The organism is Sphingomonas sp. CV7422 (assembly GCF_027945725.1).
GTDB lineage: Bacteria > Pseudomonadota > Alphaproteobacteria > Sphingomonadales > Sphingomonadaceae > Sphingomonas > Sphingomonas kyungheensis.
Genome location: NZ_CP115900.1, coordinates 3067272 through 3084807 on the forward strand (window position 1 = coordinate 3067272; position 17536 = coordinate 3084807).

The window sequence follows — 17536 nt, forward strand, 5'->3', positions numbered from 1 at the left end:
TCCACCAGCGTTGTCTTTCGTGGAGAGCCCCCTCCACCAGCCTCCGGCTGGTCCCCCTCCCCGTTCCGGGGAGGATGTTTTATGCTACCATCGTGAACGGCTCCAAACCGGCGAGGCGGGTGCGGACCGGCGGCACCGGCAGCTGCCGCGGCGCGACACCGCGCGCCATGTCGGCGATCGCCTTGATATGGGCCGGCGTCGAGCCGCAGCAGCCGCCGAGCACGTTGACCTGCCCCGCCTGCGCCCATTCGCCGACCAGAGCCGCGGTGGTCGCCGGCGCCTCGTCATAGGCGCCGAGCTCGTTGGGCAGGCCGGCATTGGGATAGACCATGATCAGCGTGTCGCAGATCTCGCTCAGCGTCTTGACGTGCGGGCGCAGCTGCTCGGCGCCGAACGAGCAGTTGAGCCCGATCGTCACCGGCCGGGCATGGCGCACCGCATGCCAGAAGGCCTCGACGGTATGGCCCGACAGATTGCGCCCGCTGAGGTCGGTCAGCGTCATCGACAGCATCAGCGGCAGGTCGCGGCCGAGATCCTCGGCAGCCTCGATCGTCGCCATGATCCCGGCCTTGGCGTTGAGCGTATCGAACACCGTCTCGATCAGGATGAAGTCCGCGCCGCCCTCGACCAAGGCGTCGATCTGCTCGCGATAGACCTGCTTGAGGTAATCGAAGTCGATCTCGCGATAGCCGGGATCGTTGACGTCGGGGCTCAGCGACAAGGTCTTGTTGGTCGGGCCGATCGCCCCGGCGACGAAGCGCGGGCGGCCGTCCTTCGCCTGATATTCGTCGGCGATGCGGCGGGCGAGCCGCGCGCTTTCCAGGTTGATCTCGCGCACCAGCCCTTCCGCGCCGTAATCGGCCTGGCTGATGCGATTGGCGGAGAAGGTGTTGGTCTCGGCGATGTCGGCGCCCGCCTCGAAATAGGCGCGGTGGATCGCCTCGGGCACCTCGGGCTTGGTCAGCGCGAGGATGTCGTTATTGCCCTTCTGGTCGTGGCCGAGCTGGAGCGTGCCGGCATAATCCGCCTCGGACAGCTTCCAGTTCTGGATCTCGGTACCGAAGGCGCCGTCGGTGATCAGGATGCGCTTGGCGGCCTCGCCGAGGAATGTGTCGCGTGTGGTCATGTCAATCTCCGATCCTCCCCGGCACGGGGAGGGGGACCGCTCGGCGCAGCCGAGGGGTGGAGGGGGCTCTCCACGAACGATATCGCTGGTGGAGAGCCCCCTCCACCATGCGTTGCATGTCGCACAGGAGAAATTGCCCCCGGCAATTCCAGCCATGTCCGGGGGGACATGGCGACCCGCACGACCCTCCCCGTGCCGGGGAGGAATTACCGTCGCTACGCCGCCGCCGCGCTCGCCACCGGCTTCGACCGCACGCCGAGCAGGTGGCAGATCGCGAACGCCAGTTCCGCACGGTTGAGCGTATAGAAATGCAGCGACTTCACCCCGCCGGCATACAGCTTTCTAGACAATTCCGCGGCGAGCGTGGCGGCGATCAGCTGCCGCGACGCGGGATGATCCTCCAGCCCCTCGAACAGCCGCGCCATCCACGCCGGCACGTCGGTGCCGCACATCTTGCTCATCTTCACGACGCTGGCGAAATTGGTGACGGGCATGATCCCCGGCACGATCTCCGCATCGATCCCCGCCGCCGCGACCTTGTCGCGATAGCGGAAGAAGGTCTCGGGCTCGTGGAAGAATTGCGTGATCGCGCGCGTCGCGCCGGCATCGAACTTCGCCTTGAGGTTGTCGATATCCGCGGCCATGTCGCGCGAATCGGGATGGCATTCGGGATAGGCCGCGACCGAGATCTCGAACGGGTGCAGCCGCTTCAACCCCGCGACCAGCGCCGCGGCATTCTCATAGCCGCCCGGATGGCTCGCGAACTTCGCGCCGGCCGCGGGCGGATCGCCGCGCAGCGCGACGATATGCCGCACGCCCGCCGCCCAGTAATCCTCCGCGACCTGATCGATCTCCGCGCGCGTCGCCTCGACGCAGGTGAGGTGCGCCGCCGCGGCGAGGCTGGTCTCGCGCTGGATGCGCGCCACCGTCGCATGGGTGCGCTCGCGCGTCGATCCGCCCGCGCCATAGGTGACGGAGACGAAATCGGGCGCGAGCGGTTCGAGCGTGCGCACCGCTTCCCACAATTGCTCCTCCATCTTCTCCGTCTTGGGCGGGAAGAATTCGAACGACACGGCGATGTCGCCCGCCACGTCCGCGTAAAGGGGCGCCTTGAGCGCGATCTGCGCCTCTTCGAGCTGGGTCACCGAAATCGTCATGCCGCCCCCACCGTTTGTCCGACCCTCGTCATCGTCACCTCGTGCAGGCTCGCACCGGCTTTGCGCCCGAGCCACAATGTCACCGTCAATTCGCCGCCCTTCAGCGTCTCGGTCCGCGCCAGCGCCAGCCCGGCATTGCCGAACCAGCCGGCGATCTGCTCGTCGGCGAAGCCCAGCCGGGTGTGCGCGTCGCGTGTGCGCAGGTCCTCGCGGTCGTGCGGCGCGAAGTCGACGATCAGCAACCGCCCGCCCGGGCCGAGCACCCGCGCCGCCTCGGCGATCGCGGCGCCGGGCTGCTGCGCGAAATGGAGCACATGGTGCAGGATCGCGACATCGGCTGCGCCGTCCGCCATCGGCAGCGCATAGAGGTCGGCCTGCCGCAATTCGGTATTGGCGCGATCGTGCAGCTTGGCCCGCGCGAGCCGGAGCATCTCCGACGAACGGTCGATGCCGAGCGCGCTGTCCGCCTGGTCGCCGAACAGTTCGAGCATCCGCCCGGTGCCGGTGCCGATGTCGATCAACTGGCCGAGCGGACCATCGCCAAGCACCTCGGCCATCGCCGCCTCCACTTCGCTCTCGGCGACATGGAGCGAGCGGATCGCGTCCCATTCGTCGGCATGGCCTTCGAACCATTGCGCCGCGCTCGCCGCGCGATCGGCGCGGACCGCGGCGAGGCGCGCGGCATCGGCGACCGCCCAATGATCGGGCTCGGTCCGCTGCCATTCGTCGATCGCCGCCGCCACCGGCGCCGTCGCCGCGGCGCGGCCGAGCGCGACGAATACCCAGCTGCCCTCCTTGCGCCGTTCGGCGAGGCCGGCGTCGCACAGGATCTTGACGTGGCGGCTGACGCGCGGCTGGCTCTGCCCGAGGACCTGCGCAAGCTCGCCGACCGACAGCTCCATCGTGCGCAGCAACGAGAAGATGCGCAGCCGCGTCGCATCGGCTAAGGCACGGAAGATGTCGAGCGCGAGGGTCATGTCGCATCAACATATAAAGATATCTTTATATGCGGTCAACGCGGACCCGAAGCCGCCGTGCCGCGTTGCCCAGCGCTATGATCCGATTCTACCGGGAGAAGACGATGAAGCGTTTGTTGATCCTCGCCGCGCCGCTGGCGATCGGCCTCGCCGCCTGTAGCCAGAACGCCCAGGACCAGACCGAACAGGCCGCCAATGCCATCGCCGCCGATACCGAGGCAACGACGCGCAATGCGGTGAGCGATGTCGATGCCGCCACCGACCGCGCCTTCGGTTCGGCCGAACGCCACCTCGACAATGCCGGCGCGGCGATCGACCGGGCGGGCGACAATATCGACGCCAACGCGGATCGCGCGGGCGCGCGGATCGACCGCGGGGCGGATCGCGCCGGTGCGGCGATCAGCAACGGCGCCGATCGCGCCGCCGATGCGACCGGCAACACGCTGGAGCGCGCCGGCCGCGCGATCAAGGACTGAGCCGGATGGGGAGGCATCGCCCGTCGCCGCGGCTGATCGCGGCGGTGCTTCCCCTCGCCCTCCTCGCCTGCGCGCGTGGGCATGACGATTCCGGCGCGGTGAGCGCCGACGAAGCCGCCCAGCTCAACGACGCCGCGGCGATGCTCGACGCCAACAGCATCGACCTCGACGCAGTGACCACCAACGACACGGACGCCCAGCCATGACCAAGCGCCGCCTCGGCTCCACCGATCTGCAGATCGCCCCGCTCGTCCTCGGCGGCAACGTCTTCGGCTGGACCGCCGATCGTGCCGCCAGCTTCGCGGTGCTCGACGCCTTCGTCGCCGGCGGCGGCACGATGATCGACACCGCCGACGTCTATTCCGCCTGGGTCGACGGCCATAAGGGCGGCGAATCGGAAGCGATGATCGGCGAATGGCTCGCCGCGAGCGGCAAGCGCGACGCGGTGCTGATCGCCACCAAGGTCGGCATGCTCCCCGGCGAGGGCGGCGAGAAGCTCGCGCCGTCTCGGATCATCGCCGCCGCCGAAGCCTCGCTCCAGCGGCTCGGCACCGACCGCATCGATCTCTATTACGCGCATCAGGACGACGATTCGGTGCCGCAGGAGGCGGTGCTCGAGGCCTTCGGGCGGCTGATCGACGCGGGCAAGGTGCGGGTGATCGGCGCCTCCAATTTCCACGCCGCGCGCCTCAAATCCGCGGTCGACGCCGCCAAGGCGCACGGCCTGCCGCGCTATCACGTGCTCCAGCCCGAATATAATCTGGTCAGCCGCCACAAGTTCGAGGGCGAGTTGCAGGATTATTGCGTCACCGAGAATATCGGCGTGCTGCCCTATTACGGCCTCGCCTCGGGGTTCCTCACCGGCAAATACCGCAGCCGCGACGATCTGGGTCAGAGCGTGCGCGGCGGCCGGATGGGCGATCTGCTCGACGGCAAGGGCGCGGCGGTGCTCGCCGCGATGGATGCGGTCGCCGAGGAAACCGGCGCACGCCACGCCCAGATCGCGCTCGCCTGGCTGATCGCGCAACCCGGCGTCACCGCGCCGATCGCCAGCGCGACCAAGGTGGCGCAGGTCGAGGAGCTGCTCCCCGCGATGACGCTGGAGCTGAGCAAGGATCAGCTCGAGCGATTGACCAACGCGGGGGCGTGACGGCGATCAGGCGGTGACGTCGGCGGCGGTGCGTGGGTCAGGCCCGAAGTCGTTCTCGCCAGCGGTACCCGGCATGACGGCAAAACACAGCTCTACGAGAAAGCCGAGGTAGGGCACGGCGGACGCGAGAACCCACCATCCCGATGCATTGAAGTCATGCACCCGCCGTCCTTCACAGCCAAAGCGGGGGTGATGAAGGCGAGCATCACGACGAGGAACAGCCCGACGGTCCAATTGTGGCTGCCCTCCCTGTTAAACGCGCCACCGAAGCCAATTGCGGCAAACATGCTCGTCCACATCATTATGGTGAAGCACAGGAATTCCCGCCGCGACGATCGGCCGCGGAACGCTGCAAGGAGCCGGAAGGGCCGCGCGACGTAACCGGACAGCATCCGTCGTTTCTTCTCCCTCACGATCGACGGGGCAGAGATTCTTCTACCCAACCGATCCATCGATGACGCACGCCGCCGCCGCGGCGCCGTACCGTCATTATAGAGGAGGCCAGACATGGTCGGGCCGAGGAGGCTCGGAAACGACGTGCAAGGCGACGCGTCTTCGCGCCGCCTCGAACAGGCGATGGAGCGGGGCACGCACCCCGCCCCGCCCCTCACGCCGCGAACTGGTTCATCGTATTCCCCGCGCCGCCCGCCTTCAGCGCCGCCTCGCCCGCGAAATACTCCTTGTGGTCGTCGCCGATGTCGGAGCCCGACATGTTCTGGTGCTTGACGCAGGCGATGCCCTCGCGGATCTCGCGACGCTGCACGCCCTCGACATAGCCGAGCATCCCCGCCTCGCCGAAATAGGCGCGTGCCAGCGTGTCGGTCGACAAGGCCGCGGTATGATAGGTCGGCAGCGTGATGAGATGGTGGAAGATGCCGGCACGCGCCGCGGCATCCTTCTGGAAGGTGCGGATCCGCTCGTCCGCCTCGACGGCGAGCGCGGTGCCGTCATAGTCCGCCGCCATCAGCCTTGCACGGTCATAGCCCGCCACGTCTCGCCCCGCCTCTGCCCAGGCGTCATAGACCTGCTGACGGAAGTTGAGCGTCCAATTGAAACTCGGGCTGTTGTTGTAGACCAGTTTGGCGTTCGGCACGACGGCGCGGATGCGATCGACCATCGCCGCGATCTGCTCGATATGCGGCTTTTCGGTCTCGATCCACAACAGGTCGGCGCCGTGTTGCAGGCTGGTGATGCAGTCGAGCACGCAGCGGTCCGCCCCCGTCCCCTCGCGGAACTGGAACAGGTTCGACGGCAGGCGCCTGGGGCGCAACAGCCTGCCGTCGCGGGCGATCACCACGTCGCCGCTGCCGACCGCGGCCGGATCGATCTCCTCGCAATCGAGGAAGCTGTTATACTGATCGCCGAGGTCACCGGGCGCGGCCGAATAGGCGATCTGCTTGGTCAGCCCGGCGCCGAGCGAATCGGTGCGGGTGACGATGATGCCGTCCTCGACGCCGAGTTCGAGGAAGGCGTAGCGACATGCGCGCACCTTGGCGAGGAAGTCGTCGTGCGGCACGGTGACCTTGCCGTCCTGATGACCGCACTGCTTCTCGTCACTGACCTGGTTCTCGATCTGGAGCGCGCAGGCGCCGGCCTCGATCATCTTGCGGGCGAGCAGATAGGTCGCCTCGGCATTGCCGAAGCCCGCGTCGATGTCGGCGATGATCGGCACGACGTGGGTCTGATGCTGGTCGATCGCCTGGCTGATCCGTTGCGCCTCGATCGCATTGCCGGCGGCGCGCGCCGCATCGAGATCGCGGAACAGCAGCCCGAGCTCGCGCGCATCCGCCTGACGCAGGAAGGTGTACAGTTCCTCGATCAGCGCCGGGACGCTGGTCTTCTCGTGCATCGACTGGTCGGGCAACGGCCCGAACTGGCTGCGCAGCGCCGCGACCATCCAGCCGGACAGATAGAGGTAGCGGCGATCGGTGGTGCCGAAATGCTTCTTGATGCTGATCATCGTCTGCTGGCCGATGAAGCCGTGCCAGCAGCCGAGCGACTGGGTGTAGGCGGCGGGATTGGCGTCATAGGCGGCCATGTCGCGGCGCATGATCGCCGCTGTGTAGCGCGCGATGTCGAGCCCGGTGCGGAAGCGGTTCTGCACCCGCATCCGCGCGACCGATTCGGCGTCGATCCCGCTCCAATGCGGCTGGGTCGCGATCCGTTGCCGCGCCGCGCCGATCTGCTGCTGATAGCTCATGTCCCGTCCTCGCTTGGTGGTGTCGAGGCGAGACTGTACCGAACTTCACACGATGCAGAGCAGATATCCGCCGTTTTACAGCGTTGCGATGTCACACCCTCGGCAGATCATCAGTAATTTTGTACGAAAGTTTTCAGTCGTTCGTGAAGGTGAACCCCGACACGCCGCGGTCGCGTTCGTTGATCAGCAGCGCCCGCCCCGCCGGCGGCGCAGAGCGTTGCGGGCAGTCGGAGCGGTGGCAGGCGCGGCAGCCGAGCCCGATCGGCGTCGCATCGCCCTTCAGGTCGACCCCGCGCGCCACCGCCAGCGCGCCGCCGAGTTCGGCGGAGACGCCGATGCCGACCGCGAATTCGGCGAGCACGCCGCCGTAGCGGCGGCGCTGCGGCGTCACCGTCCGCGCGATCGTCAGCCAGCGTGCGCCATCCTCCAGCTCAACGAGCTGCACCGCGAGGCTGCCCGGCCGGTCGAAGGCATGGTGGAGCCGCCACAGCGGGCATCGACCCTCCGCCTCGGCGAGCGGCGACGCGCTCGCGCCCGAAAAGCGCTTCGAACATTGTCCGGCGCGGTCGACGCGGATCAGGAAGAAGGGCAATCCGCGCGCGCCGACGCGATGCAGCGTCGTCAGCCGGTGCGCGACCTGTTCGAACCCCGCGCCGAACCGCCGCTGGAGCAGTTCGAAGTCATAGCCGGTCGATTCGCAGGCGCGCAGGAAGCGCGCATAGGGCATCATCACCGCCGCCGCAAAATAGCTGGCAAGGTGGCGGCGGAACAGCCGCTCGGCGGACCGGTCGGCGAAATCCGCGCCCTTGGCGAGCGCGTCGATCTCGGCCCGCGCCTCGATCTGCGCGAGCTGATAGGCGGCGGCGAAGGTGCGCGAGGCGGGATCGAGCACCTCGCTCAGCTGCAACTGCCGGGCGTGGAGGTCGAGCCGACGCAGCAGGTCGGGCATCACGTCCATCGGCAGGATGCGGATGGTGAGCTGATGCTTGACGCGCAGCCGCTCGGCGATCGCGCCGTACAGGTCGCCGGCGCCGAGGCGCAACTCGTCGGCGAGCGCCTCGGCGGCGCTGTCGAGATCGGCGAAATGCCCGCGCCAGCGCTCGATCGCGCGGCGCACCTCGGCGACCGGATCGACGCCGCCGCCGACGCCGCTGCCGCCGCCGGCGCCGAGCCGGTCATAGGCGCGCGCGAACGCCTCCGCCCCGCCGGGCGCGCCGGCGAGCCATTCGCCGACCTCGTTGCGGTCGATCTCGAGATCGGCGAACATCGGATCGGCGAGCCGCCGGCGGATCGCCGCCTCGCCGCCGCCGGGCTCGCCCGCGGTCAGCGCACGCGGATCGAAATCGTAGGATTCGGCGAGCTTGACCAGCAATGTCGCGGACAGCGGCCGCTGGTTGCGCTCGACCAGATTGAGATAGCTCGACGATATGCCGAGCACCTCCGCCATCGCCGCCTGGGTCAGCCCCGCCTGACGCCGCAGGCGGCGGACGGCATGGCCGGCGAATAACTTACGGTCGGGCATCGGATCTCCTCGGCTCGAGGATCAGATATGCCGTAGCCGTTGTCAAATCCTTACAGCTTGACGAAACACCATGTCCGTCCGGTGGACACGATGACCGGACACGCCGCACCTGCCCCCTGCCACGCCCGGCGCAGGACGCTAGGGATGACGACGAAAGTTTCCTGGGGAGGAAAGGTGGCCGCCGGCGTCTCGTACGCCGGCGGCCATTCCCGTTCTACGGCCGGACGATGTGGCCTCGGAACCAGTCGGCGAGCGCGGACTCTTCCAATTCCCCGGCGGCAAGGGCGAGCATCGTCCGTATCGCATCCGCCTTGTCGAAGGCGATCTCCACCCCGTTGAGCCGCAGAAACAGACGCGCCATGACCCAGGCGGTACGCTTGTTGCCATCGGCCAACGGATGATTTCGCGCGATGCCATAGGCATATGCAGCGGCCAGCACGCTCGGGTCGGTCTCGCCATAGCCGAATTTGTTCACCGGACGCGCCAGCGCCGATTCGAGCAGGCCGATATCCTTGACCCCGGCCAGCCCGCCATGTTCGGCCAATTGGCGATCGTGAACCGCCACCGCCATATCCGGACTGAGGAACCGCGGCGGTGTCGTCGTCATTTTGCGAGAACCGCGAGGATGTCACGATCCTCGCGCATGATGTCTTCGGCGGCCGCCATCGCGTCGGCGAAATCGGGATCGTGCGCGCGCAGACCGACGCCCCATGGATGTTCGGTGAGGTACAGCGAGTCGCCGAGTCCGACGCGAAGCTGCGCGAGCACCTCCTTGCTAAGGATCACGCCCTGTGAATTGCCGATTTTGATGATGCGGACTTCCTGGGCCGTCTTATTGTCGAGCACCTTGTTCATACGCCCGTTATAACATCGTCGAGGGAGCCTCACCACCCCCTCGCGCGTAACGCCTGCAACACCAATGACGGGACATGGGATGGATCAGGGGCTGACCGCGCGCATTCGCGAGAATATCGTGCTGTATGGCGCGCTTGCCGCCAATCTCGGGATCGGCGTCGCGAAGTTCGTCGCCGCCGGCATCACCGGCTCGTCGTCGATGCTGACCGAGGGCGTGCACAGCTGCGTCGACAGCGGCAACCAGATCCTGCTGCTCTACGGCCAGCATCGCGCCAAGCGCGCGCCCGATGCGATCCATCCGTTCGGCTATGGCCGCGAATTGTATTTCTGGGCGTTCGTCGTCGCCATCCTGATCTTCGCGGTCGGCGCGGGTGTCTCGGTCTACGAAGGCTATCTGCATATCCTCGAACCCGAACCGCTGCGCGACCCGCTGGTCAATTACATCGTCCTGGCGATCGCGGTCGCACTCGAGGGCTCGTCCTGGTTCATCGCGATGCGCGAATTCGCCAAGGCGAAGGGCGGCGAAGGCTGGTGGCAGGCGATCCGCCAGAGCAAGGACCCGGCCGGCTTCATCGTCCTGTTCGAGGATTCGGCGGCGCTCGCCGGCCTGGTGATCGCCGCGATCGGCGTCTGGGCAAGCCATGCCTTCGCCGATCCGCGGATCGACGGCATCGCCTCGATCCTCATCGGCCTGATCCTCGGCCTGGTCGCGATGCTGCTCGCACGCGAGGCCAAGGGGCTGCTGATCGGCGAGCGCGCCGACCCGAAGGTGGTCGAGACGGTGCGTGGCATCGTCGCGGCGCATCCGGCGATCAGTGCGGTCAATCACGTCCGCACCATCCACACCGCACCCGACGCGATCTTCGTCGCGGTCAGCGCCGATTTCGTCGACAGCATCACGATGGGCGAAGGCGAGACGATCATCGAGCAGATGGAGGATCGTCTGCGCGACGCCGTACCGATCCTGTCATCCATCTATATCCGCCCGGAAAAGCGTGAGAATGCCGCGACGCTCACGCCGCCGGCAGCGTCCGCGGAGTGATCCTCATGCTGCGGCCGGGCGACAAATGTCACGAACCCGTCACATCGGCAGTGCACCGCGGCTAATATGGCTACCATGGTCTCCGCTGCGTCCGCCTCCCCACCATCGACCGAGCGGCCCCACGGCCCCGGCCCGCGACTCGACGGGCAGTTGCACCCGGCGGGACGCTGGCTGTTCCTCGTCGTGCTGGTCGGCGCGCTGGGCTATGCCGGGGCGAGCGTCGTGTCGGACACGGCGGAGGTGGGCGAGACGCTGGCGACCGGCGTCTTCCTGTTCCTCGGCCTCGCGCTGCTGATCGCGCTCGGCTTCGAATTCGTCAACGGCTTCCACGACACCGCCAATGCGGTGGCGACGGTGATCTACACGCATGCGATGCCGGCACCGCTCGCGGTGGTCTGGTCGGGCTTCTTCAACTTCCTCGGCGTGCTGACCTCGTCCGGCGCGGTCGCCTATACGATCGTCACGCTGCTGCCGGTCGATCTGATCCTCCACGTCGGCTCGCTCGGCGGCTTCGCGATGATCTTCGCGTTGCTGCTCGCCGCGGTGATCTGGAACCTCGCGACCTGGGCGGCGGGGCTGCCCAATTCGTCGAGCCATGCGCTGATCGGCTCGGTGCTCGGCGTCGGCCTCGCCAACCAGCTGCTCGCACGCGGGTTGAGCGGCACCTCGGGTGTCGACTGGCATCAGGCGAAGAACGTCTTCCTGTCGCTGCTGGTCAGCCCGCTGGTCGGCTTCGCCGGGGCGCTGATCCTGATGCTGGTGATGAAGCGCTTCTTCCGCGATCCGAAACTCTATCGCGAGCCGCCGACCGATGCGCCGCCGCCGCGCGGCATCCGCGCGCTGCTCGTCTTCACCTGCACCGCGGTCAGCTTCGCACACGGCAGCAACGACGGGCAGAAGGGCATGGGGCTGATCATGCTGATCCTGATCGGCTGCGCCCCCACCGCTTATGCGCTCAACCGCACCGTGCCGTCGAGCGCCACCCCCGCCTATGTCGCGCAGGCGCGCGCGGCACAGGCGACCTTCGCCGCGCATGCCGGCACGCCGCCCGCCTCGCTCGACGCCGCGCGCGCGACGATCACCCAGGGCCTGTCGGTGCGCCGCGTCAACGATCCCGACGTCTATGGCGCGCTCGCCGCGCTGTCGGCCGATGTCGGCCAGCGGATCGGCAGCTATGGCGCGCTGAGCCGCGTCCCCGCCGCCGCGACGCCGAACCTGCGCGCCGACATGTATCTGGTGCTCGACGCGAGCAAGCAGATCGTCACCGACGAGGGCGCCAAGGCGCGCTTCTCCGCGCGCGAGATCGAGCAGATCAAGGGCTATGGCGGCAGCCTCGAACAGGGCACGCGCTACATCCCCTTCTGGGTCAAGGTGACGGTGGCGATCGCGCTCGGCCTCGGCACGATGGTCGGCTGGCGGCGGATCGTCGTCACCGTTGGCGAGAAGATCGGCCAGACGCACCTGACCTATGGGATGGGCGCATCGGCGGAGCTGATGGCGGCGAGCACGATCCTCCTCGCCGACCGCTTCGGCATGCCGGTATCGACCACGCACGTCCTCACCTCGGGCGTCGCGGGCGCGGCGGTCGGCAATGGCGCCGGGCTGCAATGGCGGACGCTGCGCAACATGGCGCTCGCCTGGGTGATGACGCTGCCGGCGGCGATGCTGCTCGCCGGCGGGCTCTACTGGGCGCTCACCGCCATCCTGCGCGTGGCCACCGCCGCCTGAGCGGCGCGCGGCGTGATCGGCAGGGACGCCACCGTCGCCGGTCTGCCGGCGATGCCGCGCCGCCGAATAGCAGAGATAAGACAAGTCGTTGCCTTGCTTGCCCATGTGGTCATCGGGCCGGCGTGACGGCCGACAAGCATCCCGCAAGACTTGGCGACGACGCGCCAAGACTGCAACACGATCGTCATCGCTTCGTGATCGCGCCGTCACATGCCGATGGCATGGAGGCAGCGGGGCGATAGGCCCCCCGGGGGCCGATCCATGACCGTCATCGATGCGAGCAGCGCCGACGTTCTCGCCTTTCTGCCGCAACGTCCGTCGGTCGTCGAGCGTGGCGATATCCCCCGCCGCCGCTTCCGGACGATCTGGATCTCCGACGTCCATCTCGGCACGCGCGGCTGCAACGCCGACATGCTGATCGACTTCCTCGACCATGTCGACAGCGAACAGCTCTATCTCGTCGGCGATATGATCGACGGCTGGCGGCTCAAGAAGAAATTCTACTGGCCCGCGGCGCATAACGACGTCGTCTGGCGGCTGATGAAGCGCGCCAAACGCGGCACCAGGGTCACCTATATCCCCGGCAATCACGACGAGGTGTTCCGCCAGTTCGCCGGGCTCGACTTTGGCGGCGTGCGCATCCGGCGCAAGGCGATCCACACCACCGCCGACGGCCGCCGCCTGCTGGTGCTGCACGGCGACGAATTCGACGCGATCACCCTCGCCCACCGCTGGCTCTCGAAGATCGGCGACAGCGCCTATACCGCGCTGATGGTGCTCAACCGCTGGGTCAATGCGGCGCGGCGGCGGCTCGGCATGCCCTATTGGTCGCTGTCGAAACACGCCAAGGCGAAGGTCAAGAATGCCGTCGCCTTCATCTCGCGCTTCGAAGAGGTGGTCGCGCATGCCGCCGGATCGCGCGGCGTCGACGGTGTCGTCTGCGGGCATATCCACACCGCCGAGATTCGCGACATCAACGGCGTCGCTTATTACAACGACGGTGACTGGGTCGAAGGCTGCACCGCGCTGGTCGAACATTTCGACGGCCGGATGGAATTGCTGCTGTGGGGTGACGAGATCGCCGCCCGCGTCGCCGCCGATCGCGCCGCGCAGCGGGCCGGATCGATCGCCGCCTGATGCGCATCGCGCTGGTCACCGACGCCTGGCAGCCGCAGGTCAACGGCGTCGTCCGCACGCTGACCGCGATCAAACGCGAGGTCGAGGCGCAGGGGCATGATTTGCTCGTCGTCTCGCCCGACCGTTTCGTCAGCCTGCCCTGCCCGAGCTATCCCGAGATCCGGCTGGCGATCGCCGGCGGCCGCAGCATCGGCCGGTTGATCGGCGAGTTCGACGCCGAGGCGATCCATATTGCCACCGAAGGCCCGCTCGGCGTCGCGGCACGGCGCTGGTGCGTCGCCAGGGGGCTGCGCTTCACCACCGCCTATCACACGCAATTCCCCGATTATGTCGCCGCGCGCACCGGGGTGAGCGCCGAATGGATCTGGCGCTACATCCGCTGGTTCCACGCCCCTGCCGACGCGATCCTGACCTCGACGCCATCGGTCGACACCGCGCTGCGCGCGCATGGGCTCAATCGGTTGCGGCGCTGGGGGCGCGGTGTCGACCTTACCGTCTTCGCCGCCGAGGGGCCGGTCGATCCGGCGATCGCGGCGCTGCCGGGACCGATCCAGCTCTACGTCGGCCGCGTCGCGATCGAGAAGAATATCGAAGCGTTCCTCGACACTACGGTGCCGGGCACCAAGGTCGTGATCGGCGACGGTCCGGCGCGCGCGACGCTCGCCGCCCGCTACCCCGCTGCGCATTTCCTCGGCGCGCGCTTCGGCGACGCGCTGGCCGCGGCCTATCGCAGCGCCGATCTGCTCGTCTTCCCGAGCCGCACCGATACGTTCGGGCTGGTGATGATCGAGGCGCTCGCCTGCGGCACGCCGGTCGCGGCGCTGCCCGCGCCCGGACCGGTCGACGTCCTGTCGCCCGAGGTCGGCGCGATCGACGGCGACCTCGACACCGCGATCCGCCTCGCGATGACCCGCGACCGCGCCGCCTGTGCCGCTTATGCCAAACGCTTCACCTGGCAGGCGAGCGCCCGCCAGTTCCTCGACAGCCTCGCCCCGATCCGCGCGGCGGAGGTCCGCGCCGCCTAAGCCGGGGGCTGGCGGGGCGAGGCTGAAAGACCAAGGGCGGCGCTCCGCTCCTGTCTGGCAGATGGTCTGGGACACGATGGGCCGACCCTCGGCATCGTAAGACAGAGTCGCTTCCGGATTACGCAGGCTGCCTTGCTACAGTATTGCGTGGAACATGGGCGCGATACCAGCGACGGTATGACTATCGCGCCGATCTCGCCAGAGCATCTGCAAAGGCCGGATTTCTACGGAAGCCTCGCCTCAGTAGCGCCGTCACCTCGGACGTGTTCCGGGGTCCATTGTGCCGGAAAGTCACCGACTTACGCATGCGAAACTGTGGATGCCGAACAGGTCCGGCATGACGAAGAGGGCAGCGCAGTACTCCCGCGCAGGTGTACAGTTTCGGGAGACTGGTTGGACCGGGGAGGTGTAGAACGGGGCATCGTCTGGCTGAGGAGTCGAGGATGCTGATCGCCCTGCACCGCAATGCGGTGACCACCCCGCGGCAGCGGGCGTATATCCGCACCAGTCCGCTCAGCGTGGCGGCGCTCGCCCGGGAGCTGGGGGTGAGCGAGACCACCATCCGGCGCTGGCGCAACCGCAGCGATGGTGCCGACCGCAGCTCGCGGCCGCACCGGCTCGCCACCAGCCTGTCGGCCGAGGAGGAGGAGGTCGCCGTCGAGTTGCGCTGCCGGCTCGACCTCTCGCTCGACGATGCGCTGGCGGTGCTGCACCGCTGCGTGCGGCCCGACATCTCGCGTTCGGCGCTCTACCGGCTGTGGCGACGGCGGGGCATCGCCGCGCCGCCCCCGCCCGACACGGCGCAGGCGCGCGCGGCCGCGCGCTTCGAGCCGGCGCCGTTCGGCTATGTCCATGTCGACCTCAAGCACTTGACCCGGCTGGAGAAGCGACCCGCTTACGTGTTCGTCGCGATCGAGCGGGCGACGCGCTTTGCGCATATCGACATCCTCGCCGATCGCAGCGCCGCCACCGTCGCTGCCGCGTTGACCCGCTTCCTCGCCGCCTTCGGCCAGCCGGTGCACACCATACTCACCGACAATGGGTCCGAGTTCACCGATCGCTTCGGCGGCGCCTTCTACACCAGCCGCCAGACCGGCACCGGCCGCCACGCCTTCGACCGGGTCTGCGCCGCGCACGGCATCATCCACAAGCTCACCAGGCCCTACCACCCGCAGACCAACGGCATGGTCGAGCGCTTCAACCGCCGCATCGGCGAGGCCCTCGCCAGCCGTGCCGCCACCGGCGCGAATGCCGGCCGCAACCGCTTCACCTCGCACGACGAGCGCAACGCCTTCCTCTACGACGTCGTCGCGCGCTACAACCGAACGCGACTGCAATGCCTCGGCTACACCGCTCCTGCTGAACAGCTTGCCAACCTCACGAAACAGTACACCTGCGCGGGAACACTGGTGCTTGAAGCTATGCGGGCGACTCTCGCAAAGGGCGCGAGAGAAAAGGAAAGCGGGATAGACCCCAAAGGCCCCCATCAGCCCTGCCGACTTGCTCGCGCCGCGCCGGCACGCTGCGGCCAGCGCAACCGTCCCGCGCCGGCCGAAGCCGCCCCTCGCCGCAGCGACACCAGGATGCCGCCGAACGCCCCTATCGCGCCGCGACCGGCTTGGCCGGATCGTCGACGTCGAGCCCGCCGCCCAGCGACCGGTACAGTTCGACGATATTGCTCCCCCGGTTGAGCCGCGTCGTCACCAGCTGCTGCTGCGCCGCATAAGCGGTGCGCTGCGAATCGAGCGTCGTCAGGAACGATTCGACCCCGGCGCGATAGCGCGCGTCGGAGATGCGCAGCGCGACATTCGCCGCCTCGACACGCGCGGATTGCGCCGCGAGCTGCTCGTCGATCGTGCCGCGCTGGGCGAGCGCATCGGCGACCTCGCGGAAGGCGGTCTGCACCGTCTTCTCATAGGTCGACACCGCCGCCTGCTGCTGCGCGCGGGCGAGGTCGACGTTGCCGCGCAGCCGGCCGCCGTCGAACAGCGGCAGCGAAACCGACGGCGCACCGGTGTAGGTGAAGCTGCCGCCCGCGAACAGGCCGCTCAGCGCGGTGCTGATCGTGCCCAGCGTCGCGGTCAGCGAGATGCGTGGGAACAGCGCCGCCCGCGCCGCACCGATATTGGCGTTCTGCGCGATCAGCTGATGCTCCGCCTGCAAGACGTCGGGACGACGCAGCAGCACGTCGGAGCGGATCCCGGCGGGCAGCACCTGCAAGGCGGCGTCGCCGCTGCCGAGCCCCTGCGGCAACAGCTCGGTGGTCACCGGCGTACCGACGAGCAGGTCGAGCGCGTTCTTGTCCTGCGCCACCCGCGTCTTGAGCACCGCGATGTCGTTGCGCGCGCCCTGATAGGTCGTCTCCGCCTGCCGCGCCTCGAGCTCGGAGGCGACGCCGATGCGGAATTGCGCGCGGGTCAGTTCGAGCGACTGTTCGAACGAGGTGAGCGAGCGTTGCGAGATCGCCAGCTGGTCCTGATCCGACGCCAAGGTCAGCCAGGCGGTGGCGATCTCGGCGATCAGACTGATCCGCGTCGAGCGCTGCGCCTCTTCGGTGGCGAAATATTGTTCGAGCGCGGCGCGGTTGAGGTTGCGCACCCGGCCGAACAGATCGAGTTCGAACGCCGAGAAGCCCGCATTGACCGAGTAGAATTCGAAGTTGGACGAACTCGTCCCGACGCTGCCGCTGGTGCCGCTGCCCGCGCTCGACCCGGCGCCGGTCCCGGTGCCCGTCCCCGTCCCCGTCCCGCTACTGCCGCTGGCGGCGCCGCCGAGCGTGCTCGCCGCGCCCTGGATGTTGTTGGTGTAGGTGCCGGAAGCCGACAGGCTGGTCGAGGGCACCAGATCGGCGCGCTGGATGCGATATTGCGCGCGCGCCTGCAGCACGTTGGCGGCGGCGACGCGCAGGTCGCGATTGTTGTCGAGGCCCAGCGCGATCGTCCGGCGCAACCGTTCGTCGGTGAAGAAGTCGCGCCAGCCGATCTTGGTGACGTCGGGCGCATCGGTCGCCGCGGCCGGATAGACACCGCCCTGCGGCAGCGCCGCCGGCACTTCGCCCACCGGCCGCACATAATGCGGCGCGAGGTTGCAGCCGGCGAGCGCGGTCGCGCCCAGCAGGCCGAGGAGGATCTTGCTCGTCAT

General features: G+C 68.3%; 16 protein-coding genes and 1 pseudogene. 8 read left to right on the plus strand and 9 right to left on the minus strand.

The features are described 5' to 3' along the window. Positions 1-79: 79 nt before the first annotated feature. From PBN85_RS14515 to PBN85_RS14525, 3 genes are all read right to left on the minus strand, one after another. Positions 80-1126, minus strand: coding sequence for a homocysteine S-methyltransferase family protein (locus tag PBN85_RS14515; RefSeq protein WP_271299449.1), 1047 nt, complete (start codon positions 1124-1126; stop codon positions 80-82). Positions 1127-1341: 215 nt separating this feature from the next. After that, positions 1342-2283 carry a methylenetetrahydrofolate reductase [NAD(P)H] gene (metF, locus tag PBN85_RS14520; protein WP_037533872.1) on the minus strand — a complete coding sequence of 314 codons (942 nt, stop codon included), beginning with the start codon at positions 2281-2283 and terminating at the stop codon, positions 1342-1344. Further along, entirely contained in the window at positions 2280-3260 is a 981-nt protein-coding gene (locus PBN85_RS14525) for an ArsR/SmtB family transcription factor (protein ID WP_271299450.1), read from the minus strand. Before PBN85_RS14525 ends, metF begins: the two co-directional genes overlap by 4 nt. Positions 3261-3364: 104 nt before the next feature. On the opposite strand from PBN85_RS14525, the gene PBN85_RS14530 reads away from it, so the two are divergent. From PBN85_RS14530 to PBN85_RS14540, 3 genes are read left to right on the plus strand one after another with little or no spacing between them, the layout of a single operon-like run. After that, on the plus strand, positions 3365-3736 hold the full coding sequence (locus PBN85_RS14530; RefSeq protein WP_037533916.1) for a hypothetical protein: 372 nt from the start codon (positions 3365-3367) through the stop codon (positions 3734-3736). Positions 3737-3741: 5 nt separating this feature from the next. Then, positions 3742-3942, plus strand: a complete 201-nt coding sequence (locus PBN85_RS14535; RefSeq protein WP_037533915.1) for a hypothetical protein — start codon at positions 3742-3744, stop codon at positions 3940-3942. After that, a complete protein-coding gene (locus PBN85_RS14540) occupies positions 3939-4886 on the plus strand; it encodes an aldo/keto reductase (protein ID WP_037533868.1) in 948 nt (315 codons plus the stop codon). The genes PBN85_RS14535 and PBN85_RS14540 overlap by 4 nt, the downstream gene beginning before the upstream one ends. Positions 4887-4892: 6 nt before the next feature. Here PBN85_RS14540 and PBN85_RS14545 read toward each other — a convergent pair whose 3' ends face one another. From PBN85_RS14545 to PBN85_RS14565, 5 genes are all read right to left on the minus strand, one after another. Next, entirely contained in the window at positions 4893-5120 is a 228-nt protein-coding gene (locus PBN85_RS14545) for a DUF805 domain-containing protein (RefSeq protein ID WP_443026751.1), read from the minus strand. Positions 5121-5493: 373 nt separating this feature from the next. Continuing rightward, the gene (locus tag PBN85_RS14550; protein WP_271299452.1) at positions 5494-7086 is read right to left on the minus strand and encodes an isocitrate lyase; all 1593 of its coding nucleotides are present in this window, start codon (positions 7084-7086) and stop codon (positions 5494-5496) included. A gap of 133 nt (positions 7087-7219) precedes the next feature. Then, positions 7220-8608 (minus strand): helix-turn-helix domain-containing protein, encoded by a 1389-nt coding sequence (locus tag PBN85_RS14555; RefSeq protein WP_271299453.1) that lies wholly within the window; start codon positions 8606-8608, stop codon positions 7220-7222. 214 nt (positions 8609-8822) lie between these two features. Further along, positions 8823-9215: a type II toxin-antitoxin system death-on-curing family toxin gene (locus tag PBN85_RS14560; protein WP_271299454.1), complete on the minus strand. Its 393-nt coding sequence runs from the start codon at positions 9213-9215 to the stop codon at positions 8823-8825. Beyond that, positions 9212-9463, minus strand: a complete 252-nt coding sequence (locus tag PBN85_RS14565) for an AbrB/MazE/SpoVT family DNA-binding domain-containing protein (RefSeq protein ID WP_271299455.1) — start codon at positions 9461-9463, stop codon at positions 9212-9214. The genes PBN85_RS14560 and PBN85_RS14565 overlap by 4 nt, the downstream gene beginning before the upstream one ends. Positions 9464-9542: 79 nt before the next feature. Here PBN85_RS14565 and PBN85_RS14570 point away from each other — a divergent pair, with 79 nt between their 5' ends. The 5 genes and pseudogenes from PBN85_RS14570 to PBN85_RS14590 all read left to right on the plus strand — a co-directional run. Further along, complete coding sequence (locus PBN85_RS14570; RefSeq protein WP_271300903.1) at positions 9543-10505, plus strand: cation diffusion facilitator family transporter; 963 nt, start codon at positions 9543-9545, stop codon at positions 10503-10505. Between the two features lie 66 nt (positions 10506-10571). Beyond that, entirely contained in the window at positions 10572-12233 is a 1662-nt protein-coding gene (locus PBN85_RS14575) for an inorganic phosphate transporter (protein ID WP_037533856.1), read from the plus strand. Between the two features lie 261 nt (positions 12234-12494). Next, positions 12495-13370 (plus strand): UDP-2,3-diacylglucosamine diphosphatase, encoded by an 876-nt coding sequence (locus PBN85_RS14580; protein ID WP_037533852.1) that lies wholly within the window; start codon positions 12495-12497, stop codon positions 13368-13370. Further along, positions 13370-14395, plus strand: a complete 1026-nt coding sequence (locus tag PBN85_RS14585) for a glycosyltransferase family 4 protein (protein ID WP_271299456.1) — start codon at positions 13370-13372, stop codon at positions 14393-14395. The genes PBN85_RS14580 and PBN85_RS14585 overlap by 1 nt, the downstream gene beginning before the upstream one ends. A 443-nt stretch (positions 14396-14838) precedes the next feature. After that, a pseudogene (locus PBN85_RS14590) lies at positions 14839-15798 on the plus strand (DDE-type integrase/transposase/recombinase); the annotation flags it as partial. 196 nt (positions 15799-15994) lie between these two features. On the opposite strand, the gene PBN85_RS14595 reads toward PBN85_RS14590, so the two are convergent. After that, the gene (locus PBN85_RS14595) at positions 15995-17536 is read right to left on the minus strand and encodes an efflux transporter outer membrane subunit (protein ID WP_271300904.1); all 1542 of its coding nucleotides are present in this window, start codon (positions 17534-17536) and stop codon (positions 15995-15997) included.